Here is a 23322-nt window from a genome sequence, read left to right as displayed (position 1 = left end):
TCATCCCCGCGAGCCCGCGGGCACGGCATATGAGGCGTCGCGGCCGAACCTGCCCTGCGGATCCACCCGCCGGCGGACCGCCTCGACCTGCTCCGCCACCGAGTCGTCGAAGGACCGCTGCGGCCCGTCGAAGCGGTCAACGAAGCTTGGAGCGGTTCGGCCGGTGTCCCAGGGCTCAAGCGCCGCACGCAGTGCGGCCAGTTCGGCCTCCACCCCCTCCGCGGCATCAGGGCCGGCCAGGATGCCTACGCTGACCGCGCCGTACGTGCCGGACAGGGAGTTCACGACGCCCCCTCGCGGGTCGGGGGCGGCCAGGGCCCCGCCCAGCTGGCGGAGCTCAACGATCGTCAGGTGGGCTCCAGCGGCCGTGCCGGCGATCGAAAGCAGCGCCTGGCGCCCGGCGGCACCGAGGGGTTTCAGCATCTGGTGGTCGCCCACGAACGGCGCCGGGTCCGGCGGGTCCATGTGGGTTGCGGGCACGTCGGTCGGGACCCCGGGGTGCCAGGTGTCGAGGATCGGTTCGACCCGCCGGCGGAGGGGCTCCAGCAGGTCCGCGGCGATCTCCGCCCCGGAGCGCCCCTCCCCGTCGAGTACGGCTCCGTCAATGCATACAACCGGGCCCGCCGTGAGCGCCGGTGGGATCCCGGGCAGGGGCGGCAGGCTCATGACGCGGAACGCCGTGGAGGCCTCGGGCGGGGCGGTTTCGGCCCATTCCTCCCACGCCTGAAGCAGGAACGGGGCCTCGGCGGCCGGCCAGAACGCGGCCCCGGTGAACACCGAGTCGATGGCAAAGAGGGACACGGTCACCGAGACGACGACGCCGAAGCCGCCGCCACCGCCGCGCAGCGCGTCGAACAGTTCACGGTCGTTGTCGTGGTCCACCGTGACCACGGCACCGTCCGCGGCAACAAGCGTGATCGAGGTGACCGAGTTCGAGGCAAGGCCGTACCGCCTGCCGTAGAAGCTCAGCCCCGTCCGCAGCAGGTAACCGACCGCCCCAACCGTCGGGGAGGACCCGTGCAGCGGAACCAGGCCGTGGGGGGCGGAGGCGGCCAGCACCTCCCCCCAGGGAGTGCCCGCCGGAATCACCGCCGTCCGGGCCTCCGGGTCGACGGCGACTCCGCCTTCCATCCGCACCCGGATGAGCACGTCATCCGCCCCGTAGGGAAGCGCCGATCCGGAGGCATGCCCGGTGGCATGCACCCGAACCGACAGGTTCTGAGCCGCCGCCTCCCTGAGGATGGCCTGGACTTCTGCGACGGTGGTGGCCGTCGCGGCGAACTGCGGACGGATCTCCACCGCAAGGTTGTAGCTGGAGGTCGCGGCTGCGTAGGCGCTCTCCCCGGCGGCAGCCAGAATGGGGCCGGTGGCGGCTGGATTCGGTTCTGCGGTCACTATGGTCTCCTGAATTTCCTGGGTTTCCTGGGTCCCCTCAGAAGGGCACTCGCGCCCGGGCAGGCCGTCACCGACGCCTGGTCGATGCGCGGTCTTGAGGGGAATGGGTTCAATCGGCCCGGGATGCCGGCTTAGTATCCCGGGACCTCCGACGGAGCAGCCGTCTGGGCGGCCTTCTTGCCGGTTCCGTCGATCGTGAACCAGGTGCCCCCAATGCCCTGGCCAAGCGCCTGACCCGGGGCTGTATCCCCGGCGAAGTAGTAAACGGGCCATCCGCCAAGAGTCACCTGGCAGGTCCCGTCGGACCGTTCGACGTAGCCGATCAGGCTGGCGTCGACGTTCTCAGTGTAGATTTTGGCGGTGCCGTCCACCAGTAGCGGCGGCCAGTTCACCGCGCAGTCATCGACACAGGTGGTCGTGGACGGGCTGGCGGTGTCGTTGTCGAAGCGGTAGAGGGAGAATCCGCCTGCGTCCGTCACGGCGGTGCCGGCCGCCGGCCCCGCCGTAAGCTGGATGGCGTTCTTGGCGCTGTACCTGTCGGCGGTGTCCAGCAGAGTCGGGGCGGCGCCGTCGAAGATCTGAACGGCGCCCTGGGTGCGGACCAGCGTCGGAGCCTTTGCGGGCGCCGGGGATGCTTCGCCCGGTGCGGGGGCAGCCTCCGCCGGGGTGGGCGCGGCCGTGGAGGACGGCGCGGCGGAGGCGGACGAGGCCGGCTCGGCGGCCGTGCTGCAGCCGGCCAGGGTCGCCAGGAGAACGGGAATCAGTGCTGCTTTGAGGGCGGTGCGGTTCAGGGTCATTCGATCATCCTTTGACTGGGGGTGGAGGCGATGGCGGTCCATCACCTCCACCACACGGACCATGGCTCCGAACGGTTCACCGGGGGGCTCCGGCCGATCCGCGGCCGGGAACCGGGTAAAGTAGTGGGGTCCCGGGCACGCAGTTCCCCGCATCATCGCTTCGGGATCTTTGTTCGGAAGGCGCACCACCTGAATTCCAGATTTGTCCGGCGCAACGGAGCAAGAGTTCTACCGTCCGCCGTGGGTCCACTCCGTGTTTCGTAAACCGGGAGGGAAGTTCAAGGCTCCCGCCCTTGCCTTCCTCCTTGCCGTTCTCGCCGCGCTCACAGCGGGTTTGTTGTTCCTCCCGGGGGCCGCAGGGTCGTCGCCGAGCGCCGCCGCGTACGAGCCGATTTCGAAGGCCCCCCGTGCCGCTGCCTCCCCCGAAGCGCAGCCCGGGGCCTCCCTCGGGTCGTTCACCGTCGACTGCGGAGTAAACAGCGGCAAGGTGCGGAACTCCGACAATCTCGTCGTCAGCCCCGGCAAGCGGGGCGCTGCGCACCACGTCCACGATTACGTCGGCAACCTCTCCACCAACGCCTTCTCCACCAAGGAGAGCCTGACGGCTGCTGGGACCACCTGCACAAACGGCGACCGGTCGTCCTACTACTGGCCCGTGCTCCGGGTCGGTCCGGGGGCGGGGCTCGGCACGCACGGCTCAGCAGCCGACGACAACGGTATCCTCACCCCGAACTCGGTCCTCATCGAGTTTCGGGGCAGCCCTGCCGCCAATGTGGTGGCGTTGCCCCCGAACCTGCGTACCGCCGCCGGGAACGCCCACGGGTACACCGAGGCCGGGGCGGGCACGGACCACCTGCGGTGGTCCTGCTCGGGCAGCCCCGACCTCGCCAGCCGCCACTATCCGCTCTGCCCCTCGGGCGAAGACACGGTGCGCATCTTTGATTTCCCCAGCTGCTGGGACGGCCGGTCGACCGACAGCCCCAACCACCGCTCCCACCTCGGGTATCCGGACGGCGCCGGCTTCTGCCCGCCCGGCACGTTCCCGGTGCCGCAGCTCCACCTCGAGGTGGCCTATACCGTGCCCGACGGCGCCCGGTACGTTGTCGACGCGTTCCCTGAGGAACGCTCAAGCCCGGTGAGCGACCATGCCCACTTCATCAACCTGATGTCCGCCGGGCTGATGGAGAGCGTGCTGGCGTGCCTCAACGAGGGGCGGCACTGCGTCCGTGAGTAGCGCCTTTCTGTCCGCGCCGACGCGCAGATCGGGGTGTTTCACGATCCGCCGGCCGTCCATTGAACCGGTTCGGCCCGGGGCACGTGTTCCCCTTTGTACCGCTGAAAAGAAGCAGAGGAGGGACATGCACGCGTCTGCGCGACAGAACGCTGCTCCCGTAATGGGTAGGGGCTGGGCACGGGGGCATTCCGCCTGCCGGTCGATGCCGATGAAGGGACAGGGCGAATGATCCTACGACGGCGGGCGCAGGAGGATCCCGGGGACGAATTCATCCGCACCCTCTTTCAGGAGCACGGCAACGCGATGCTCGCGTACGCCACCCGCCTTACCGGCGACCGGGCCGCCGCCGAGGATATTGTGCAGGAAACTCTCATCCGGGCGTGGAAGCACGAGCAAACCCTCGGCAACGGCAAAGGGTCGGTGCGCGGATGGCTCCTCACGGTGGTCCGCAACATCATCACCGACCGGGTTCGGGCGCGCAACGCCAGGCCGCTCGAGGTTGCGGAGAACGAAATGACGGTGCCGCTGGAGCCCGACCATTCGGCGTCGGTCGTGACCACCATGGTGACCATGGATGCGTTGGCGCAGTTGTCCTCCGACCATCGTGATGTGCTGAGATGCGTCTACCTTGAGGGGCGGACGGTTGGGGAGACGGCGGAGCGGCTCGGCATTCCGCCGGGCACCGTGAAATCCCGAACTTACTATGCCCTGCGCACTCTGCGGGAGCGCTTCAATGATCTGGGACTCAACATGGAAGGAGTAGCCCATGAACATGTTTGATGCCCACCTCGATGTCCAGGCAGTGTGGCTGGACGAGCTGACCGGCGAGGAGGAGAGGCACGCGCGGGACCATCTTGCGTCGTGCCAGGCCTGCCGGGATGAGCTCGCCTCCCTGCGGGCGCTCGAAGGCTCCCTGCGGTCCCTTCCCCCGGAGGCCCTGCTTGATGGACCGCCGCCCGACGCGGATCTGCTGCTGCAGCGCACCCTTCGGCAGCGCCGCACCCTCGAGGCACCGCAGGCACGCGCCGGACAACGGCGGGTGGCCACCTTCGCGTCAGCCGCAGCGCTGGTGGCGCTTGTCGCTGGAGTCAGCGGGACGCTGGGGTACACGATGAACGCCCCGCAGGCGTCCACCCCCGTTCCGCCCGCCCCGCCGGTGGCCACCGCTCCCGCGACCGAGGTGCCGGGAACCCGGTATGCAAGCACCGTCGACGCGGCCACCGGCACCCGGCTCACCGTGAGCGTGCAGCCGGCGGCCGGGTTCGTGAAGGTCAACGCTGCCGTGACCGGCATCCCCGCGGGGGAACGGTGCCGGCTCATCGTTGAGGGCATCGACGGGAACCGGGAGATCGCCGGAAGCTGGGTCATTTCCGAGAAGGGCGCGGCCGAAGGGGCAACGATCAACGGAAGCGCGATCTTCGATCCTTCGAAGGTCCGGGCCGTCATGATCGAGAACTCGGACGGCAAGCGGTTCGCGGCGGCGACCCTCTGACCCCTGCTGCGGGCGCCGGTTCACACGGCCTCCGTAACCCGGCGGACACTGGACGTCGCCGGCGCCGGCGGGCACGGAGGGGCCGTACCCGCCGGCGGCGGCTACTCCGTCGGGCGGGTGGTCTGCTCCGCGAGGGTGTCCCAGAAGGACGTGTCGGCGGAACTGATTGACCCGTCGGCGATGGCGCGGGCCGTCGCATCGAGGGTGATAACGGTCTGCCGGATCAGGTAGCCGTTGCTCTTCTGGCCCAGCACCGCGGACTCGGCGGTGTTGTCCGACATTCCGCGCATTTCGAAAAGCAGCGTCGAGATGCCGTACTCCACGGCGATCCCGTTGCGGCTGATCGTCTCCGCCGTGCCGCCGACGTACCGGCCCAGGTGTCCCCACCCGGTGGAGTCGACGGCATCGAACACCACCGATCCGAGCCGCTTGGAGCCCTCAAGGACCGCAGGCTCGACATTGGCGGTGGTCGGATAGAGGATCGAGCCCGAAACCAGCTGCCCGTCGCGTTCGCTACGGGTCCCCTGATGGTGAAGGTCGATCATGTAGTCAATGTCGTAGGCCCGCATGACGTTGTTGTGGAGGGCCTGGGTCTCGGGCTGGAGCTTGGTCACGTGGTCGCGGTTGAGGTCGACCCCGTTCGCGTTGGCCCGCGTCAGCGTCCTTCCGCCGTCGGCGATGTAGCCGTCCAACGGGAAGTTGACGTCCCCCATGGCACCGTCGGGGTTCAGCATGGGCACCACCAGGATGTTCACGCCCGCGAGTGCCCCCCGGGACTTTCCGGTCCCCAGGTGCTTGATGAATTCGAGGGCACCCTCGGTGGTGAGCTGCTCATTGCCGTGCTGCTGCGTCAGGTAGAGGATCGTGGGGTTGTCCGGATTGTTGATGTACTTCGCCAGGTACAGGTCCCGGCCCTTGACCGACTGCCCGATCACCTCCAGCTCAAGCGCGGACTGGCGGGCGTCCTGGTTCTTCAGCTCCGCGACGACCTCGTCGTAGGAGCGCAGGATCGAGGTGTTGATGGTCTCGTGGCCGCCGTAGTTCGGGCCCTCGCCCACTGCGAAGGCCGGGGCCGCCGCCGTTGCGCCGGTGGTGAGCAGCACGGCCAGCGAGAGGGCGGCGAATTTCCTGGATGACGTCATGGTGTTCCTCCCCAAGGAGCGGATGTGGTGTCCTGAGTCAACCGTTACCGGTTGCCCGTGTCAACCTTTTCTACGGAAGCCGAGCCACACCAAGAACTGGTGCCAGATCGTCCTTCCCGTATAAACAACCCACGCGATCACGGGCCACACCGCGGCATTGGTGGCCGAGTACCCCAATGCCATCAGGACCAGGAAAAGCCCGAGCGCGATCAAAGCCGCCACCAGCACACGGGCCCACCACGGCATACGCCGCAGGCGTGCAAGGCTTGACCAGAAGGGCGGTGTCCGCTGGGGCTGTACGCCGGGGTTCGCATCCTGCAGGGCCCGCCCGAACTCGGCGAGCGCCGCCGCGCGCGCCGGACGGTCCTCCTCGAGCCACCGTTCCAGTTCCTCGCGGGATTCGACAATGCCAAGGGCCCGGGCGGCAACCGGCGGCGACGAATGCCCCCTCTCGTTGTGGACGGCGGCGAGGCTGAGCCAGACATCGTTGTCGTCCGCGCCGCGGGAGAGCGCGAAGGCCTTGTCAACGCCGAAGTCGCTGCGGATCCAGGCGGTGGCCTCCTCCAGAGTGGCCCCTTTCGCAAGATGGTCCCCGAACTCGCGCCGAACGTCCAAAGCGTCGTCGTTGTCGAAAATTTCCGTCCCCCAGGAGCCCATCCGATGAGCCTAAGGGCGCGAAATCCTCCGGCAGCCCCGGTGGGTGAAGATTGCGCAAATACTGCGCCGCGCGCCACCGCCGCGGACGGCCTGCACCCCCGGGGCGGGCGCCCCGAATCGACGGCGGCATGCAAGGGCCGTGTTTGAAGTTGGCTGGCACGCACCGGAAGCGGTGTAATGAGTCAAACGACCAGTCGACGATGCCTGGCGCTATCCCTGCGTCCCATCCGGCTGGATGAGTACGCGCCGGTGCTCCCGGCGCAGTGAGGGACACAGTTGACGCACGACGATCCGACCACGAGCCGCGGGACCTGGATGGACCGGGAGGCGCTCGCCGAAGCGATGATCCCGCTGATCGGCCGCCTGTACCGCACCAACAATGTGGTGACCAGCATCCATGGCCGCAGCCTCATCAATAAGTCGACAATGAACATCCTCAAGGCGCACCGGTTCGCGCGGCGGATCAGCACGGAGGAACTCCGCCTCGAGGACACCCTGCCGATGCTCGAGATCCTCTCGCGCCTCGATCTCGGCGCGGCAGCGATCGACATCGCAAGGCTGCGTCTGAAGTACGACCTCGAGGGTGGGAGCCGCTCACTTGAGGACTTCCTCCGCGACGAACTCGCCGACGTCGTGGGCAAGGGCGGCCGTGACGAGCGGACGAGCACCGACGTCGTCCTCTACGGTTTCGGCCGGATCGGGCGCCTCCTGGCCCGCCTGCTCATCGAAAAGGCCGGTGGCGGCCATGGCCTGCGGCTGCGCGCCGTCGTCGTCCGCCGGGGCTCCGACAACGACCTCGTGAAGCGGGCGAGCCTGCTGCGCCGCGATTCGGTTCACGGCTCCTTCGAAGGCACCATCCAGGTGGACGAGGAAGCGGAGATCATCACCGCGAACGGGATTCCCATCCAGGTGATCTACTCGAACGATCCCTCGACCATCGACTACACCCGGTACGGCATCCACGACGCGCTCGTGGTGGACAACACCGGCCGCTGGCGCGACGCCGACGGGCTGTCCCAGCACCTGCTCAGCAAGGGTGCGGCGAAGGTCCTGCTGACCGCGCCGGGCAAGGGCGCGCTGAAGAACATCGTGCACGGCATCAACCACGGCACCATCAGCGGCGATGACACCATCATCACCGCGGCATCGTGCACCACGAACGCCATCACACCCGTCCTGAAGGCCGTCAACGACCGGTTCGGGGTGGTGCACGGGCACGTGGAGACGGTCCATTCCTTCACCAACGACCAGAACCTGATCGACAACTTCCACCGCGGGGACCGGAGGGGGCGGTCGGCAGCCCTGAACATGGTGCTCACGGAGACCGGTGCGGCAAAGGCCGTCGCCAAGGCGCTGCCCGAACTCGAGGGGAAGCTGACCGGCAGTTCCATCCGCGTTCCCACCCCGGATGTCTCCATCGCGATCCTGAACCTCACCCTGCGCACCGGCACGACGAAGGAGGAGGTCAATGCCTACCTGCGGGAGATGTCGCTGCAGTCGGACCTGCGCAAGCAGATCGACTACATTGACTCGCCGGAGGTTGTCTCAACCGACTTCGTCGGCTCGCGGCGCGCGGGAATCGTCGACGGCCTGGCGACCATCGCCGACGACACCTTCCTCGTCCTGTACGTCTGGTACGACAACGAGTTCGGCTACAGCTGCCAGGTGGTGCGGGTGATGGAGGAAATGGCAGGGGTCCATCCTCCGGCCTTCCCCGCGAAGGAAGCCGACGCGCGGGTCGCCGTCGGGCGCTGAGTCCGGGTGCCGGGAAGGCGGGCGGAAACCTTTACAACTCCGCCCGCCGCGCGCACAATGGCTCGCATCACAGCCTCCACTGCCTCGACAGCGCGCTGCCTCTCCCCACCCCAACAGCAGAAGGTAGAACGATGGATGACGTGAAGATTGCGTCCGACGCGGACCGGGCGCTCAAGCAAAAGCACCGCGCCATGTGGGCACAGGGCGACTATCCGACCCTGGCCAGCGACCTGATCTCCGAGCTCGGAGCGGTCCTCGTCGAAGCGTGCGGAATCCGGCCCGGGCAGCGGGTCCTTGATGTTGCAGCCGGTGCGGGCAACGCGGCCATCCCGGCGGCCATGATGGGTGCGGACGTGATCGCCAGCGACCTCACCCCCGAGCTGTTCAACGCCGGCCGTGACCACGCCGCGGCCCGGGGCGCGAGCCTCGAATGGCAGGAGGCCGACGCCGAGGCCCTGCCCTTTCCCGAGAACGGATTCGACGTGGTGATGTCCTGCGTGGGGGTGATGTTCGCACCGCACCACCAGGCGGCCGCCAACGAACTGGTTCGGGTGTGCCGGCCCGGCGGCACCATCGGCTTGCTGAGCTGGACCCCCGGAGGGTTTATCGGGAAGATGTTCGCCACCATGAAGCCGTTCGCTCCCCCGCCCCCGCCCGGCGCCCAGCCGCCGCCCCTGTGGGGCAGCGAGGACCACGTCCAGGAACTGCTGGGAGCGCAGGTCACCGATCTCCGGGCGTTGACCCAGACGGTGGTCATCGACAAGTTCGCCGGGCCGGAGGAGTTCCTCCACTACTTCAAGGACTTCTACGGACCGACGATCTCGGTGTACAAATTCATTGCCGATGACCAGGAGAAGGTCGATGCCCTGGACAAGGCCCTGATCGAACTGGCCGGCAGCTCCGGCCAAGGGGCGCCGCTGCGGATGGAGTGGGAGTACCTGCTGCTCACCGCCCGGAAGATCGACACCGGAGGATAAACTGACCTACCGGGCTCCCTCCCCCGGGATGCGGAGCTGCCGGTGGATGTTCGACGATTTCAAGCCCCTGCCGGGGCCGCCGCCCGGGTGGTGGGCCGGTGAGCCGCGGCCTGCCGCTGGGGGCTGCCGCAATCCTCGTGACCTCTTTCCTGTGGGGCACCACCGGCACGGCCGCGACCTTTGCCCCCGGCGTGGGGCCCCTGGCGATCGGGGCCGCCGCCCTGGGGATCGGCGGGCTCCTGCAGGCGGTGATCGCCGTCCCGGCACTACGCCGGGCCCGCCCCGGCCTGCGCCGCCACGCGCCCCTGGTCGCCGCCGGCGCGGTGTCCGTCGCCGTCTACCCCCTTGCCTTCTACAGCTCGATGCACCTGGGCGGGGTGGCGGTCGGCACGGTGGTGTCACTGGCCTCGGCCCCGCTGGCCTCGGGCGTGCTCGAACGGGTCCTTGAGGGCCGCTCCCTCAGCCGCTGGTGGATGCTTGCCGCGGCGCTGGGCATCGCGGGAAGCGTCCTGCTCTGCCTGTCCAGGCTGGAAGGCTCCCCGGCTGCCGTCCTCCCGCTGGCCGGAAGCATCGCGCTCGGTCTGGTTGCCGGCGCCACCTATGCCACCTATTCCTGGGTGGTGCACCGCCTGATGTCCTCCGGCGTGGAACGGGCCGCCTCCATGGGCGCGGTGTTCGGCACCGGCGGGGCCCTCCTGCTGCCGGTCCTGCTTCTCACGGGGGCACCGCTGCTCGCCTCCGGGCAATCGATCGCCGTTGGGGCATATATGGCGCTGGTGCCGATGTTTCTGGGATACCTGCTGTTCGGTTACGGCCTCACCCGGGTGCGCCCCAGTACCGCCACCACGCTCACCCTCAGCGAGCCCGCCGTCGCGGCGCTCCTTGCGGTCCTCGTCGTGGGCGAACACCTGACGGCGGCCGGGTGGGCCGGACTGGCAACCATCGCCGCGGCCCTGGTGGTGCTCGCCGTCGCCCCGGCGACCAGCGGTCCCCGCCCGGACGCTGCGGGGCCCGTGCGCCGCCGGGATCCGGAGGGAATCAGGAGTGTTCCTGCCCCGCCCCATCGACGGTGATGAGGCCCTCCGTCCCGTCGATTCTCCGGCCCGCCTCAATTGACGCGCCGGCGTCGACGATTGCCATTGTGACCTCCGCCCCCGCGGCCACCGTGACCCCCTCGAGCAGCACCGAGTTCCGGACGATAGCCCCGGCTTCCACCACGGCGTCGGGGCCGATGACGCTGCCGGAGACGTGGCCGCGCACTGTGGATCCGGGGGACAGCAGCGAATTCTCGATGCGTGCGCCCGCGGCCACGAAGGCCGGCATCCGGCGCGGAGCCCCGGTGAGCATGGGCCACTTCGGGTCATCGAAGTTCAGGCCTTTGCCTTCGAGCAGGTCCATATGGGCGCGGTGGTAGTTCTCGGGCCGCCCCAGATCCCGCCAGTAACCCTCGAGCCGGTGCTCGGCAACCTTGGCGTTCTTCACCAGGTGAGGGACCAGTTGGTGGCCGTAGTCCTTCAACTCCCCCTCCGTCTCCTGCAGCATCGCCAGGGTGTCAAGGAGCGTTGAGGCGTCGTAGAGGAAGATCTCGGCTGCGACGAGGTCCGTCGAGGGCTCGTCCGGTTTGTACTGGAACCCGGTGACCACGCCGTTCTCCGCTTCGACCACGCCGTGCTGGGAGGCGTCCCCGTCAAAGCGGGTGGTGACCATGGTCAGCACCGCCCCGGAGTTTAGGTGGGCCTGCACCACCTCCCGGTAGTCCAGCTGATAGAGGTGATCGGCGCTGAGGACCAGCACGAGGTCAGGGCCGTACTCGCGGATGAAGTCCGCCTGCCTGTAGATCCCATCGGCGTTGCCTTCGGCGAATCCCTCACCGTCGTTGCCTTGGAAGGGCGGCAGCACCCGAAGGCCCCCTTTGGTCCGGTCAAGGTCCCAGGGCCGGCCGTTGGCCAGGTGGTCGTTGATCGATGTGGGCTGGTACTGCTCAACGATCCACACGTCGGCATAGCCGCTGTGATAGAGGTTCGACAGGGGAATGTCGATCATCCGGTAGGTGCCGCCGACGGGAAGCGCCGGTTTGGCCCGGTGGTCCGTCAGGACACCCAGCCGGCCGCCGGCGCCTCCGGCCAGGATGAGGGCAAGGACCCTGGGCTGTTGCATGTGCTCTTCCTCCCGTTCGGATTCCCCATCATCTGATTCCCCATCGACAGTTCAATTGCACCAAATGGGGCCGATAGGGGCACCCCTTCCCCCGCGGTACGGATCAGGTGAGGGTGGCGCTCGCCGCCTCGATGGCCTCCGGCGATAGGACGTGGGCGATCGCCATGACCGCGGCACCGAGCACACCGGCGCGCTGGCCTGCAACGGAGGGCACCACCCGCAGGTGCTCGGTGGCCAGCGGCAGGGACCTCCGGTACACCACCTCCCGGATTCCGGCCAGCAGGTGCTCCCCCGCCTGCGCGAGGCTGCCGCCGATGACGATGACCGAGGGGTTGGTCAGGTTCACGCAGGTCGCCAGGACGTCCCCGATGTCCCGGCCGGCCTGCCGGATCACCTGGATGGCGGTGCTGTCCCCGGACCTGACCAGCCGGATGACGTCCGCGCTGGAGGAGAGCGTCAGCCCGGTCTCCGTGTTGAGGGCCGCGGCGAGCGCGGGCCAGCCGGCCAGCGCCTCGAGGCAGCCGGTATTGCCGCAGCGGCACCAGATCTCCCCGCCGCGGGGCACCCGGACGTGGCCGAGGTCCCCGGCCGTGCCCTGGGCTCCACGCTGGAGGGAGCCGCTTGAAATAATGCCGGCCCCTATCCCGGTGGCCACCTTGATGAACATGAACTCGGTGATGTCGGGCCAGTGGAACCGCTGCTCCCCAAGCGCCATGATGTTCACATCGTTGTCGACGAGCACCGGAACGGAATAGCTCCGCTGCACGAGGGTGGGGACATCGATGCGGTCCCATCCGGGCATGATCGGCGGGTTCATGGGCCGGCCCGTCTCGTGCTCGACCGGCCCCGGGAGGCCGATGCCGATAGCGGCGAGCTCGGCGACGCTGCGGCCGGCGCGGGTCAGGAGCGCCCCGATGGTCTCCGTGAGCCAGCCCACGACGCGCTCCGGCCCGTCGGTGATCGGGAGGTCCGCCTGGGCGCTGTCGAGCTCGGTGCCGGAGAGGTCGCTGAGGATCACCCGGGCGTGGGTGGCACCGAGGTCGGCGCCGATCACCACGCGCGCTCCGGGGTTGAGAGCAAACAACGACGGCGGACGGCCGCCGGTGGAGGCAGCACCACCATACGGGGCGACCAGGCCCAGCCGGATAAGGGTGTCAACGCGCGAGGCGACGGTAGAGCGGGCGAGGCCGGTCAGCTGCGCGAGTTCGGCCCGGGTGCGCGGCTGCCCGTCCCGAAGCAGCTGGAACACTTCGCTCGCCCCCGGCGCGGGAACCGTTGACGGGCGGGCTCCCGTCCATGGAAGCGCTGGAAAAGATGACACGCGTTCAGTAAAGCACGCGCACTTTCACTCGTCACGTCAGCAGGTAACGAGCAAGTAGTACGCGACTTTTGAATGAGTATCGACAGAAGTTGTGAGCTCTGTCACAGTGATTCCATGAACGGGATCGTCTCTCGGCCGGTGCTCCGCGTGACCGGCCTCTCCAAGGCCTTCTTCGGGGTGCCGGTGCTCCAGGACGCGGCCCTCGAGCTGCGCGCAGGTGAGGTCCACGGCCTCGTCGGCGAGAACGGGGCCGGCAAGTCGACGTTGATGAAACTGCTGGCCGGGGTCTACCAGCGCGACGCCGGAACCATCGAAATTGACGGGGAGCCGGTGGAGTTCCACCACCCCACGCAGGCCCACCTCGCGGGCCTCTCCACGGTGTTCCAGGAGTTCAACCTGCTCCCCGACCGTACCGTGGCCGAAAACATCTACCTGGGCCGGGAACCGCGCCGGAGCCTCCTCGTCGACACCAAGGCGATGAACCTCCGGACGGCCGAACTGCTCGACCAGCTCGGCATCGGCAACATCCGGCCCAGCGCAGCTGTCAGCTCGTTGTCGGTGGCCCAGCAGCAGATCGTCGAGATCGCCAAGGCCGTCAGTTACGACGCCCGCATCATCTCCATGGACGAACCCACCGCCGCCCTCGCCGGCGCGGAGGTCGAACTCCTCTACGCCATCGTGCACCGGCTGAAGGAACGCGGCACGGCCATCCTCTACGTCTCCCACCGGCTCAAGGAGATCTTCGACCTCTGCGACACCATCACGGTGCTCAAGGACGGGCGGATCGTCGGCACCCAGCCGGCCTCCGAGCTCAACGACGCCGCCCTCGTGCGCATGATGGTCGGCCGTCCCATCTCGGCCTACTACCCGGAGGAACACCCCGGCACCACTGTGGGACGGGTCCTGCTGAGCATCGAAGGAGGCGGCAACCACCAGCTCGATGCTATCGACCTCGACCTTCGGGCCGGGGAGATCGTCGGGGTAGCCGGACTGCAGGGCTCGGGGCGCACCGAGCTGGTCGAGGCGATCTTCGGCGCAGCACCCTTCACCCGCGGCCGGATGGAACTGGACGGCAGGCCCTTCACCGCCACCTCCCCGCGCGAGGCCATTCGGAGGCGTATCGCCCTGATCACCGAGGACCGCAAGGCGCAGGGGCTGAGCCTGAACCAGTCAATCCTCAACAACGCCCTCGGCGTCATCCGGTCGGTCTTTCCGCGGCGCACCCCCGAGGCGCGCGCAGCGACCCCCGGCATCCTGTCCTCCCTCGAGGTCGTCGCACGCGACCTCGACCAGGAGGTGCAGTACCTCTCGGGCGGCAACCAGCAGAAGGTGGTGCTGGCCAAGTGGCTCGCCATCGACCCGCTGGTGGTCCTGCTCGACGAACCGACCCGCGGCATCGACGTCGGGGCCAAGCTCGCGGTCTACAACCTCATGCGGGCCCTCGCCGCCGAGGGCAGGGCGCTGCTCATGGTCTCAAGCGAACTGCCCGAACTGCTGGGCATGAGCACCCGCATCCTGGTGATGCGCGACGGCAGGATCGCCGGCGGGCTGCCGGCCGGCGCAAGCGAAGAACAGGTCCTGCAGCTTGCCACCGGGGCCCGGAACGAAACGGCACTTCCATGAAAATCACCTCCCGGCTCACCTCGACCCACATCGTCTACCTCGTGGTGTTGCTGACCATCATCGCCGGCACCATCCTCGTGGCCGCCGCAGGGCGCAGCTTTTTCAGCGCCGGCAACATCTCCTCGATCCTCACCGGAACCAGCGTGCTGGGCTTCATCGCCATCGGACAGACCCTGGTGATCCTCGTGGGGAGCCTCGACCTCTCCGTGCCCTACGTGGTGAGCCTGAGCAGCCTGCTCGCGGCGGGAATCATGGCCAACCAGCCGGCCAATATCCTCCCCGGCGTCCTCGTGGCACTGGCGGTGGCCGCGGTCATCGGCCTCGTCAACGGGCTCGTCGTGTCGGGGCTGAAGGTCCACGGTTTTATCGCCACCCTGGGCACGGGCCTGATCATCAGCGGCTACCTGGCCACCAACTACAAGGGCAGCTCCGGGCAGGCCCCGCTGTCCTTCCGGCTGGTGGGTGCGACCGGCCTGGGACCGGTGCCCATCTCCACCCTGATCATGCTCGCCTGCGCCGCCGTCGTCCTGCTGGTGCTCGACCGCACCCGGCTCGGGCACTCGATGTACGCCGTGGGGGGCGACATCAACGTCGCCCGCATGTCGGGCATCCGCACCAGCACCCCCATCATCGCCGCCCACGTCATCTGCTCCGTCCTGGCCGGCATGGCGGGACTGCTGCTGGCGGCGCGGCTCGGCGTGGGCAGCCCCACCATCGGCAGCCAGGGCGGTTACGACCTGCTTTCCATCGCCGCCGTCGTCCTCGGCGGCACCCTGCTGGCCGGCGGGAAGGGCTCGCTCGTGGGAACCCTCGGAGGCGTCCTGATCTTCGCGATGATCGACAACATCATGAGCGTGATGCAGATCAATCCCTTCCTCAAGGACGTGGTGCGCGGCATCGTCATCGTTGCCGCCGTCGCGGTCTACGCCGGACGCCGGGTGGCTAGCCGGACCGCCCGGTTCGACGACACGCCGCAGGAAACCGTGTCGACCCGGCAGGAGGTCGGCGCATGAGTACCCTCGCCCCGGACCGGAAGGCCGAACTGCGGCGCGACCGCTCACCCCGGAAGGACCGCCTGCTGCGCGGCATGCGTACCCCCGGGGGCGCGGTGTTCATCCTGCTGCTGGCCCTGCTCGCCGCCGTCATCTTTGTCAACCCGTCCTTCGGCGAGCCGGGCTCCCTGATCCGCTTCATCGGCCGCACCGCACCGATCGCGATCGCCGCGATCGGGCAGTACTTCGTCATCGTCTCGGGCGAATTCGACCTCTCCATGGGATCGGTGGTGACGGCCCAGGTCATCATCGCCGGGAACCTCATCGGCCAGGACGACGCGAAGGTCCTTCCCGTACTGCTCCTGATGCTGGCCTTCGGCGCGTTGATCGGCCTGATCAACGGCCTGGCGACGACGCTGCTGAAGATCCCAAGCTTCATCGTCACCCTCGGCATGATGCTCGCACTGCTCGGCCTGGTGCTCTACTGGACCGGCGGCGCCGCCACCGGAAACCCCGCGGACACCTTCCGCCAGATCGGCCGCGGCGGCATCGAGAACATTCCGGTGCTGGAGATCCTGCCCTACCCAGTGCTGATCCTCCTGGCCATCGCCGCCGGGGCCTTCTGGCTGATGCGCCGGCCCTACGGGCGCACCCTGATCGCCGTCGGCGACAACGCCCGCGCCGCGGCCCTGACCGGGGCCCGGGTGTGGTGGATCCGCACCCGCGCCTTCATCCTCTCCTCGCTCGCCGCCACGGTCGCCGGCATCATCCTGGTCGGCTACGCCGGGGTGCACCCCTCGGTGGGGCGCGGCTACGAGTTCACGGCCATCACCGCCGTCGTCCTCGGCGGGGTGGTCCTGGGCGGCGGCCGCGGCTGGGTGCTCTCCGCGGCCGCCGGGGCCTTCGCCCTGGAGATGCTCTTCGCGCTGCTGAACTTCGCCGGCGTCGCATCGACCTGGCGCGACACCGTCCAGGGCATCATCATCGTCACCGCCGTCGCGGCCGGAGCACGCACCTGGGAGCGCCGCCGGCGCGGGGCGTCAAGCGCCACCCACGACAAGCAGATACCAATTGCACAGCCGCCCGCAGTGGGCACCAATGAGGGAGGAAAATGATGCGCCGAAGCATCCAATCAAAGGTTACGGCGGTCGCAGCGGCAGCGCTGCTCGCCCTGACCGCGTGCACCACCGATCCATCCATCGAGAATCCGCCGGCCGCCGAGACCGAAGGCGGGCAGGCTGCGGCGACCCCGGCCGAGGAGGGCGGCGACGAGTGGTTCGACCAGGAGGCGTTCGACGAGCAGTCCGAGCAGCGCTCGGCCAGCTTCACCGGCGACCCGGAGCAGCCGTGGCTGCAATACCTCGAGGGGGAGATGACCGACACCTCCGAGTTCGCGTCCGAGGGCGCCAAGAAGGTGTGCTTCGCCAACGCGTCGATCTCCAACCCGTGGCGCCAGACCGGCTGGATCACCATGAACCAGCAGCTTGAGGTGCTCGTGGAGCAGGGCGTGATCTCCGAGATGGAGACCCGGGACGCGCAGGACGACGACAACACCCAGATCGCCGACATCGACTACTTCATCGCCGAGGGCGACTGCGACGCGTTCATCATCTCGCCCAACTCCACCGCCGCCATGACCCCGGCCGTCGAGCGGGCCTGTGAGACCGGCAAGCCCGTGATCGTCTTCGACCGCGGCGTCGATACCGACTGCGCCACCACCTTCATCCACCCGATCGGCGGTTTCGCCTGGGGCATCGACACCGCCGAATTCCTAGTCGACAACCTCGAGGAGGGCGACAAGGTGGTGGCCCTGCGGATCCTCCCCGGCGTCGACGTGCTCGAGCAGCGCTGGGCGGCGGCGGAGAAGATCTTCGAGGAGAACGGCATCGAGGCGACCGACTACTTCACCGGGGCGGACCCGACCGAGATCAAGAAGATCATCTCGGATGAGCTGGCGACCGGCGACGTGCAGGGCGTGTGGATGGACGCCGGTGACGGCGCCGTCGCCGCCATCGAAGCCTTCGAGGACGCCGGCAAGGACTACCCGGTCATGACCGGCGAGGACGAGATGAGCTTCCTGCGCAAGTGGGAGGAGACCGGGCTCACCGGACTCGCACCCGTCTACTCCAACTTCCAGTGGCGCACCCCGCTGCTGGCCGTGGAGAAGATCTTCGCCGGCGAGGAAGTGCCCAAGGAGTGGGTGCTCCCCCAGACCCCCATCCCCGAAGAGGAGCGGGCCGACTTCCTTGCCTCGAACGAGGGCATGCCGGACGGCCACTACGCCAAGTTCGGCGGCACCGACCTCCCGGGGTACCCCGAGGTCTGGCAGGAACGTCAGATCCCGTAACCGGCCGGCAGCACGTTCAGGAGGCAGGGCAGCATGCACCGCAGCATCGGCGTCAACACCTGGGTGTGGGAATCCCCGCTCACCGACGCCACCCTGCCTCCGCTGCTTGCCCGCATCGCCGCCATTGGCTTCGATGCGGTCGAGCTGCCCCTCGAGAACGCCGGGGACCTCTCCGCTGAGGCGGTGCGTGCCGCCCTGGGCGGCCTGCAGCCCTTCGTGGTCGGGGCCATGGCCCCGGGCCGGGACCTGGTTTCGGCCGAGGAGCCCGTGATCGCCGAAACCCAGGGCTACCTCCGCGCGTGCATCGCCCTCGCCCGGGACATCGGTGCCGGGGCGGTGTGCGGGCCGTTCTACTCCTCCACCGGCCGCGTCTGGCGGATGGACGAGGCGGCGCGGCAGGACGCCTACGCCCAGCTGCGCCGTAACCTGGCCCCGCTGGCCGATGAGGCGCTGGAGGCCGGTGTCGTGCTGGGAATCGAACCCCTCAACCGGTACGAGACCTCGCTGCTCAACACCACCGCCCAGGCGCTGGAGGCACTCGGTCCGCTGCTGGGCCGGGGCGTGGGCCTGGCCCTGGACACCTACCATCTGGGCATTGAGGAGCGCTCCTCGGCGGACGCCATCCGGGCCGCCGGGGAACACCTGGTGCACCTGCAGGTCTGCGGCAACGACCGGGGCGCCCCGGGCGGTGACCAGACCGACTGGACCGGCATCTTCACGGCCCTCGACGCCATCGCCTACCGGGGCGCGGTGAACATCGAAAGCTTCACGGCGGACAACGCCAGCATCGCAACGGCCGCCTCCATCTGGCGCCCGCTAGCGGAGTCACAGGACGCCCTGGCCCGGGACGGACTGCGGTTCCTGCGCTCGGTCCCCGCAGCCGCCCCCTAAGGAGATCCCTACATGACCACCACCGTTCCGGCACCCGCCCCTTCCCCGTCCGATGTTTCGGCGGACCCCCTGGGGGTGGCGGTCCTCGGCTATTCCTTCATGGGCAAGGCCCACTCCAACGCGTGGCGCAATGTGAATGCCTTCTACCCCTCGCCGCGGGTCGCCCAGAAGGTGCTGGTGGGCCGGGATCCGGCGCAGGTGCGGGAGGCCGCGCGGCAGTTCGGCTGGGAGGAGAGCGCCACCGACTGGCGCTCCGTCCTTGAGCGGGACGACGTCGCCATCGTTGACATCTGCACGCCCGGGCACCTGCACGCCGAGCTCGCGATCGCCGCCCTGGAGGCCGGCAAGCACGTCCTCGTGGAGAAACCGCTGGCGAACTCCGTGCCGGAGGCGGCGCTGATGGCGGCGGCCGCGGTGAAGGCCCGCTCCCGCGGAGTGCAGTCGATGGTCGCCTTCAACTACCGCCGACTGCCGGCGCTGGCCCTGGCCCGTAAGCTCATCGCCGAAGGCCGGCTCGGGGAGGTCCGCCAGGTGCGCCTGAGCTACCTGCAGGACTGGCTCTCGGACGAGGGCGCCCCGATGTCCTGGCGCCTGCGCAGGGAAACCGCCGGCTCCGGTGCCCTCGGCGACCTCGCCTCCCACGCCGTCGACCAGGTGCTGTTCCTCCTTGGGACGCCCGTCGTCTCGGTGTCCGGAACCGTGAACACCTTCGTTCCAACGCGGGAGGGAGGACACGGACCGGAACCGGTCACGGTCGACGACGCGGCCTGGGCGACGCTGCGGCTGGGCAGCGGCGCCGTGGCCAGCCTCGAGGTCTCCCGGGTCGCCACCGGCCGGAAGAACTCATTCCAGATCGAGGTGTTCGGCTCCCGCGGCGGGCTGCAGTTCAACCTGGAACGGCTCAACGAGCTGCGGTTCTTCGACGCCGGAGCCCCGGCCGACGCCCAGGGCTACAGCATGATCCTCGCCACCGAGCCCTCCCACCCCTACCTCGAGGCCTGGTGGCCGCCCGGCCACCTACTAGGCTGGGATTCGACGTTCACCAGCCAGGCCGCCGACCTGCTCCGGGCGATCGAGTCCGGGACGGCGCCGTCCCCCTCGTTCGAGGACGGGCTCGCGGTGCAGCGGGTGCTCGAGGCCCTGCTGGTCAGTGCGGCCCAGGGCAGCCGGGCGGTGGACCTGTGACGCCGGAGGCCGGGCCCCACGCCCGCTTCCCGAACCGAGGAGATGCTTAGTGGGACGAAACTACACGCTGTTCACGGGCCAGTGGGCCGACCTGCCCTTCGAGAAGGTGGCCGAACTGGCCGGCCAGTGGGGGTATGACGGCCTGGAAATCGCCGTCTCCGGGGACCACCTCGACGCCTGGCGGTGGGACGACGACGCCTACATCCAGGACCGGCTGGACACCCTCGAACGCAACGGGCTGAAGGTCTGGGCCATCTCCAACCACCTCAAGGGCCAGGCTGTGTGCGACGACCCGATCGATTTCCGGCACGAGGCGATCGTCGGGCCCAGGGTCTGGGGCGACGGCGACCCCGAGGGCGTGCGCTCCCGGGCCGCCGAGGAGATGAAGCTGACCGCACGCCTGGCGCAGCGGCTGGGCGTGAAGACCGTCGTGGGCTTCACCGGTTCCTCCGTCTGGCAGTACGTCGCAATGTTCCCGCCGGTCTCCGCCGAGGTGATCGAGGCCGGGTACCGGGACTTCGCCGACCGCTGGAACCCGATCCTCGACGTGTTCGACGAATGCGGGGTCCGCTTCGCGCACGAGGTGCATCCGTCGGAGATCGCCTACGACTACTGGAGCACCCAGCGCGCGCTGGAAGCCATAGGGCACCGCGAGGCGTTCGGCTTGAACTGGGATCCGAGCCATTTTATGTGGCAGCAGATCGACCCCGTGGCGTTCATCTCCGACTTCGCGGACCGGATCTACCACGTCGACTGCAAGGACACGAAGATGCGGATGGGCGGCGGGCGCAACGGCATCCTCTCCTCGCACCTGCCCTGGGGGGACCAGCGCCGGGGCTGGGATTTCGTCTCGACCGGCCGCGGCGACGTCCCCTGGGAGGCAAGCTTCCGGGCCCTGACGGCGATCGGCTACGACGGGCCGATTTCGGTGGAGTGGGAGGACGCGGGCATGGACCGTCTGCAGGGCGCCCCTGAGGCGCTGGCCTTCCTGAAGTCCTTCGACTTCGCCCCCTCCGGCGCCTCCTTCGACGCCGCCTTCAAGCAGTAGCCAACGCGGTACGGCAGCCGGTCGCGGGCCACCCGCAGGCAGGGGCCCACCGCCTCCGCCGAGTGTGCAGCTCACCACGCTTTGCCCTGCGTGAAGGGTGGTTAACTGCAGTTTCGGCGAGGAGAGGAGGCGACGGGGAAGGGGCGCCCGCGCCTCGCCCTGCGACGGCCCCTCGTCGCAGGGCCGGACGGCCGGCGCCTACCGCCTGGGGAGGTTGCGGATATTGCTGCGGGCCATGCTGACGGCTTCGCCCGCCCCTCCGTTGAGGACCACCTTGGACATCGCCGTGGCGAAACCCACGACCTGGTCCCGGGTGATTTTGGGCGGGATGGACAGGGCCAGCGGGTCGGTGATGAGTTCCACGAGCGCAGGGCCGGGATGGGCGAACGCCTCGCGGTAGGCGCCGGCGATCCCTGCGGGGTCGGTGACCCGGGCCGAGTGGAAGCCCATCGCGCGGGCTACCTCGGCATAGTTGATGTCCGGCACGTCCACACCGAAATCGGGGAGGCCGTCCACGAGCATCTCGAGTTTGACCATGCCCAGGGTCGAATTGTTGAAGACGACGACCTTGACCGGGAGCCGGGACGCCACGGCGGTGAGAAGGTCCCCCAGCAGCATGGACAGGCCGCCGTCGTCGGACACCGACACCACTTGACGCCCGGGGTAGGCCGCCTGGGCGCCGAGGGCATGCGGCAGGGCGTTGGCCATGGAGCCGTGGAGAAAGGAACCGATCAGCCGGCGCGTCCCCAGGGGGTTGATGTAGCGGGCGGTCCAGACATTGCACATGCCCGTGTCGGCGGTGAAGACGGCGTCGGAGGCTGCTGCGTCATCTAGGAGCGAGGCAGCGTACTCCGGGTGGATGGGCCGGATCTTCTCCACGTCATGGGTGTATGCTCCGACCGCCTTGTTCATCAGGCGGTCGTGTTTCTTCAGCATCTTCTCGAGGAACTGCCTGTCGGTCTTGGGGACCACCAGCGCCTCGAGTGCCCGCAGCGTGGGCAGGACCTCGGCGTGGACGGCGACGTCGACGTCGGTCCTGCGGCCAAGGTGGTCCGGCGCGCTGTCGACCTGCGCGGTACGGACGCCGTCGGGCAGGAACTGGTCGTAGGGGAAATCGGTTCCCAGCAGGAGCAGGAGGTCCGCCCCCTCGATCCCGGCCGCCGCTGCCCCGTAGCCGAGCAGGCCGGTCATGCCGATGTCGAGCGGATTGTCGTACTGGATGAAGTCCTTGCCGCGCAGGGTATGCCCGATCGGGGCGCCGATCTTCTCCGCAAGGGCGATCACGTCGTCGTGGGCGCCCTCGACGCCGGCTCCACAGAAGACGGCGACGGTTCCGGCGTCATTGATCGCTGCGGCAAGGGCGCGGACCGCGTCGGGGTGCGGAACGAGGGTGCCCCGGGTGAAAGGAGCACACAGCGGAGTGTCAGCCACCGCATCGTGCTCGGCAAGGTCCCCGGGAAGCACGACGACGCCAACGCCGCGCAGCCCCACGGCGTGCTGGATGGCGCTCTGCATGACCCGGGGGGCCTGCGCCGCGGTGCTGATCAGTTCGGAGTACACGGAACATTCGCTGAAGAGCCGGTCCGGGTGGGTCTCCTGGAAGTACCCGGTCCCGATCTGCCGGCTGGGGATATGCGAGGCGATGGCCAGGACGGGGGCGCCGCTCCGCTGGGCGTCAAAGAGCCCGTTGATCAGGTGCAGGTTGCCCGGGCCCGCCGAACCGGCGCAGACGGCCAGCCGGCCCGTGAGCTGGGCTTCGGCCGCCGCGGCAAAGGCGGCCGATTCCTCATGGCGGACGTGGATCCAGTCGATTCCCCCCTTGGCGCTCCCTCCGGTCTGCCGGACGGCATCCACGATGGAATTGAGGCTGTCCCCCACGATGCCGTAAATGCGCTGCACCCCTGCGGATTGGAGCTGTTGAACGAGCTGGTGAGCAAGATTTTTGGCCATCAGGGTCTCCTGGAGGTAAGCGCTGGTGCCCTTGCAGTCGCCAGTGTAGGCGGGCTCCGGCGCCCCCACCCGAAACTCCGTCACAAAGGGTCAGCCCGCTGCCACAATTCCTCCTCCGGGGACGCCGGCTCCGCGCAGCGGGGCTCGTCCCCCTGACTCCCACGACGCTGCCGCTGAGTCATGCCGGGCCCGGACGGCGATCGGCTACGGCGGGCCGACCTCGGTGGAGTGGGAGGACGCGGGCATGGACCTCCGCCTCGCGCCGAGTGTGCAGATCACCACCCTTCGCCGCCCTCGGAGCGTGGTTTCTGCAGTTTCGGTGGAGGGAACCCCTCGTTGGAACGCCGCTCCCAACCGCT

20 protein-coding genes are annotated in these 23322 nt (G+C 68.9%); 13 read left to right on the top strand and 7 right to left on the bottom strand.

Annotation, left to right across the window (positions count from 1 at the left end; translation table 11 throughout):
* Together GVV86_RS15765 and GVV86_RS15760 are read right to left on the bottom strand one after the other, a co-directional pair.
* The gene (locus GVV86_RS15765; protein ID WP_201291479.1) at positions 1 to 1395 is read right to left on the bottom strand and encodes an FAD-binding oxidoreductase; all 1395 of its coding nucleotides are present in this window, start codon (positions 1393 to 1395) and stop codon (positions 1 to 3) included.
* 131 nt (positions 1396 to 1526) lie between these two features.
* On the bottom strand, positions 1527 to 2192 hold the full coding sequence (locus GVV86_RS15760) for a COG4315 family predicted lipoprotein (RefSeq protein WP_201291478.1): 666 nt from the start codon (positions 2190 to 2192) through the stop codon (positions 1527 to 1529).
* A 253-nt stretch (positions 2193 to 2445) separates the two neighbouring features.
* On the opposite strand from GVV86_RS15760, the gene GVV86_RS15755 reads away from it, so the two are divergent.
* The 3 genes from GVV86_RS15755 to GVV86_RS15745 all read left to right on the top strand — a co-directional run bounded on the left by GVV86_RS15755 (position 2446) and on the right by GVV86_RS15745 (position 4918).
* Positions 2446 to 3426, top strand: coding sequence for a DUF1996 domain-containing protein (locus tag GVV86_RS15755; RefSeq protein WP_201291477.1), 981 nt, complete (start codon positions 2446 to 2448; stop codon positions 3424 to 3426).
* Between the two features lie 225 nt (positions 3427 to 3651).
* On the top strand, positions 3652 to 4206 hold the full coding sequence (locus GVV86_RS15750; protein WP_159803334.1) for a sigma-70 family RNA polymerase sigma factor: 555 nt from the start codon (positions 3652 to 3654) through the stop codon (positions 4204 to 4206).
* Positions 4193 to 4918 (top strand): anti-sigma factor family protein, encoded by a 726-nt coding sequence (locus GVV86_RS15745; RefSeq protein WP_159803333.1) that lies wholly within the window; start codon positions 4193 to 4195, stop codon positions 4916 to 4918. The genes GVV86_RS15750 and GVV86_RS15745 overlap by 14 nt, the downstream gene beginning before the upstream one ends.
* Positions 4919 to 5019: 101 nt before the next feature.
* Here GVV86_RS15745 and GVV86_RS15740 read toward each other — a convergent pair whose 3' ends face one another.
* Entirely contained in the window at positions 5020 to 6060 is a 1041-nt protein-coding gene (locus GVV86_RS15740; protein ID WP_159620113.1) for a M14 family zinc carboxypeptidase, read from the bottom strand.
* Positions 6061 to 6120: 60 nt separating this feature from the next.
* On the bottom strand, positions 6121 to 6717 hold the full coding sequence (locus GVV86_RS15735) for a hypothetical protein (protein WP_159803332.1): 597 nt from the start codon (positions 6715 to 6717) through the stop codon (positions 6121 to 6123).
* A gap of 276 nt (positions 6718 to 6993) precedes the next feature.
* Here GVV86_RS15735 and GVV86_RS15730 point away from each other — a divergent pair, with 276 nt between their 5' ends.
* The 3 genes from GVV86_RS15730 to GVV86_RS15720 all read left to right on the top strand — a co-directional run bounded on the left by GVV86_RS15730 (position 6994) and on the right by GVV86_RS15720 (position 10522).
* Entirely contained in the window at positions 6994 to 8472 is a 1479-nt protein-coding gene (locus tag GVV86_RS15730) for a glyceraldehyde-3-phosphate dehydrogenase (RefSeq protein ID WP_281406968.1), read from the top strand.
* Between the two features lie 131 nt (positions 8473 to 8603).
* Positions 8604 to 9449: a class I SAM-dependent methyltransferase gene (locus GVV86_RS15725; protein WP_159620109.1), complete on the top strand. Its 846-nt coding sequence runs from the start codon at positions 8604 to 8606 to the stop codon at positions 9447 to 9449.
* 98 nt (positions 9450 to 9547) lie between these two features.
* On the top strand, positions 9548 to 10522 hold the full coding sequence (locus GVV86_RS15720; protein ID WP_159620107.1) for a DMT family transporter: 975 nt from the start codon (positions 9548 to 9550) through the stop codon (positions 10520 to 10522).
* Here GVV86_RS15720 and GVV86_RS15715 read toward each other — a convergent pair.
* Complete coding sequence (locus GVV86_RS15715; protein WP_159803331.1) at positions 10488 to 11606, bottom strand: glucose-1-phosphate adenylyltransferase family protein; 1119 nt, start codon at positions 11604 to 11606, stop codon at positions 10488 to 10490. The two genes, GVV86_RS15720 and GVV86_RS15715, sit on opposite strands and share 35 nt — an antisense overlap.
* A 103-nt stretch (positions 11607 to 11709) precedes the next feature.
* Complete coding sequence (locus GVV86_RS15710; RefSeq protein WP_159620103.1) at positions 11710 to 12927, bottom strand: ROK family protein; 1218 nt, start codon at positions 12925 to 12927, stop codon at positions 11710 to 11712.
* Between the two features lie 114 nt (positions 12928 to 13041).
* Here GVV86_RS15710 and GVV86_RS15705 point away from each other — a divergent pair, with 114 nt between their 5' ends.
* Genes GVV86_RS15705 through GVV86_RS15675 form a run of 7 tightly spaced genes read left to right on the top strand, consistent with a single transcriptional unit; the run spans position 13042 to position 21013 of the window.
* The gene (locus GVV86_RS15705) at positions 13042 to 14550 is read left to right on the top strand and encodes a sugar ABC transporter ATP-binding protein (RefSeq protein ID WP_159803330.1); all 1509 of its coding nucleotides are present in this window, start codon (positions 13042 to 13044) and stop codon (positions 14548 to 14550) included.
* On the top strand, positions 14547 to 15563 hold the full coding sequence (locus GVV86_RS15700; RefSeq protein ID WP_159620099.1) for an ABC transporter permease: 1017 nt from the start codon (positions 14547 to 14549) through the stop codon (positions 15561 to 15563). Before GVV86_RS15705 ends, GVV86_RS15700 begins: the two co-directional genes overlap by 4 nt.
* Positions 15560 to 16657: an ABC transporter permease gene (locus GVV86_RS15695; protein ID WP_159620097.1), complete on the top strand. Its 1098-nt coding sequence runs from the start codon at positions 15560 to 15562 to the stop codon at positions 16655 to 16657. The genes GVV86_RS15700 and GVV86_RS15695 overlap by 4 nt, the downstream gene beginning before the upstream one ends.
* A complete protein-coding gene (locus tag GVV86_RS15690) occupies positions 16657 to 17889 on the top strand; it encodes a substrate-binding domain-containing protein (RefSeq protein ID WP_159620171.1) in 1233 nt (410 codons plus the stop codon). Before GVV86_RS15695 ends, GVV86_RS15690 begins: the two co-directional genes overlap by 1 nt.
* 33 nt (positions 17890 to 17922) lie before the next feature.
* On the top strand, positions 17923 to 18780 hold the full coding sequence (locus GVV86_RS15685; protein WP_159803329.1) for a sugar phosphate isomerase/epimerase family protein: 858 nt from the start codon (positions 17923 to 17925) through the stop codon (positions 18778 to 18780).
* Positions 18781 to 18792: 12 nt separating this feature from the next.
* Positions 18793 to 19965 (top strand): Gfo/Idh/MocA family protein, encoded by a 1173-nt coding sequence (locus tag GVV86_RS15680; protein ID WP_159620093.1) that lies wholly within the window; start codon positions 18793 to 18795, stop codon positions 19963 to 19965.
* Between the two features lie 49 nt (positions 19966 to 20014).
* Positions 20015 to 21013 carry a sugar phosphate isomerase/epimerase family protein gene (locus tag GVV86_RS15675; RefSeq protein ID WP_159803328.1) on the top strand — a complete coding sequence of 333 codons (999 nt, stop codon included), beginning with the start codon at positions 20015 to 20017 and terminating at the stop codon, positions 21011 to 21013.
* A gap of 198 nt (positions 21014 to 21211) precedes the next feature.
* On the opposite strand, the gene GVV86_RS15670 is transcribed toward GVV86_RS15675, so the two are convergent.
* Positions 21212 to 22963 (bottom strand): pyruvate dehydrogenase, encoded by a 1752-nt coding sequence (locus tag GVV86_RS15670; RefSeq protein ID WP_159803327.1) that lies wholly within the window; start codon positions 22961 to 22963, stop codon positions 21212 to 21214.
* Between the last annotated feature and the right edge of the window lie 359 nt (positions 22964 to 23322).

The sequence above is a fragment of the Arthrobacter zhaoguopingii genome, assembly GCF_009828595.1.
Taxonomy (GTDB): Bacteria; Actinomycetota; Actinomycetes; order Actinomycetales; family Micrococcaceae; genus Arthrobacter_D; species Arthrobacter_D zhaoguopingii.
Note: the sequence above shows the minus strand (reverse complement) of the source record. Positions and strands in the feature narration are given on the sequence as shown.

What these genes read in the sequence shown, in the direction of transcription:
- GVV86_RS15760 (WP_201291478.1), bottom strand. Translation starts at nt 2,192, where the DNA reads ATGACCCTGAACCGCACCGCCCTCAAAGCAGCACTGATTCCCGTTCTC.
- GVV86_RS15750 (WP_159803334.1), top strand. Translation starts at nt 3,652, where the DNA reads ATGATCCTACGACGGCGGGCGCAGGAGGATCCCGGGGACGAATTCATC.
- GVV86_RS15745 (WP_159803333.1), top strand. Translation starts at nt 4,193, where the DNA reads ATGAACATGTTTGATGCCCACCTCGATGTCCAGGCAGTGTGGCTGGAC.
- GVV86_RS15740 (WP_159620113.1), bottom strand. Translation starts at nt 6,060, where the DNA reads ATGACGTCATCCAGGAAATTCGCCGCCCTCTCGCTGGCCGTGCTGCTC.
- GVV86_RS15735 (WP_159803332.1), bottom strand. Translation starts at nt 6,717, where the DNA reads ATGGGCTCCTGGGGGACGGAAATTTTCGACAACGACGACGCTTTGGAC.
- GVV86_RS15725 (WP_159620109.1), top strand. Translation starts at nt 8,604, where the DNA reads ATGGATGACGTGAAGATTGCGTCCGACGCGGACCGGGCGCTCAAGCAA.
- GVV86_RS15715 (WP_159803331.1), bottom strand. Translation starts at nt 11,606, where the DNA reads ATGCAACAGCCCAGGGTCCTTGCCCTCATCCTGGCCGGAGGCGCCGGC.
- GVV86_RS15705 (WP_159803330.1), top strand. Translation starts at nt 13,042, where the DNA reads ATGAACGGGATCGTCTCTCGGCCGGTGCTCCGCGTGACCGGCCTCTCC.
- GVV86_RS15700 (WP_159620099.1), top strand. Translation starts at nt 14,547, where the DNA reads ATGAAAATCACCTCCCGGCTCACCTCGACCCACATCGTCTACCTCGTG.
- GVV86_RS15695 (WP_159620097.1), top strand. Translation starts at nt 15,560, where the DNA reads ATGAGTACCCTCGCCCCGGACCGGAAGGCCGAACTGCGGCGCGACCGC.
- GVV86_RS15690 (WP_159620171.1), top strand. Translation starts at nt 16,657, where the DNA reads ATGCGCCGAAGCATCCAATCAAAGGTTACGGCGGTCGCAGCGGCAGCG.
- GVV86_RS15685 (WP_159803329.1), top strand. Translation starts at nt 17,923, where the DNA reads ATGCACCGCAGCATCGGCGTCAACACCTGGGTGTGGGAATCCCCGCTC.
- GVV86_RS15680 (WP_159620093.1), top strand. Translation starts at nt 18,793, where the DNA reads ATGACCACCACCGTTCCGGCACCCGCCCCTTCCCCGTCCGATGTTTCG.
- GVV86_RS15670 (WP_159803327.1), bottom strand. Translation starts at nt 22,963, where the DNA reads ATGGCCAAAAATCTTGCTCACCAGCTCGTTCAACAGCTCCAATCCGCA.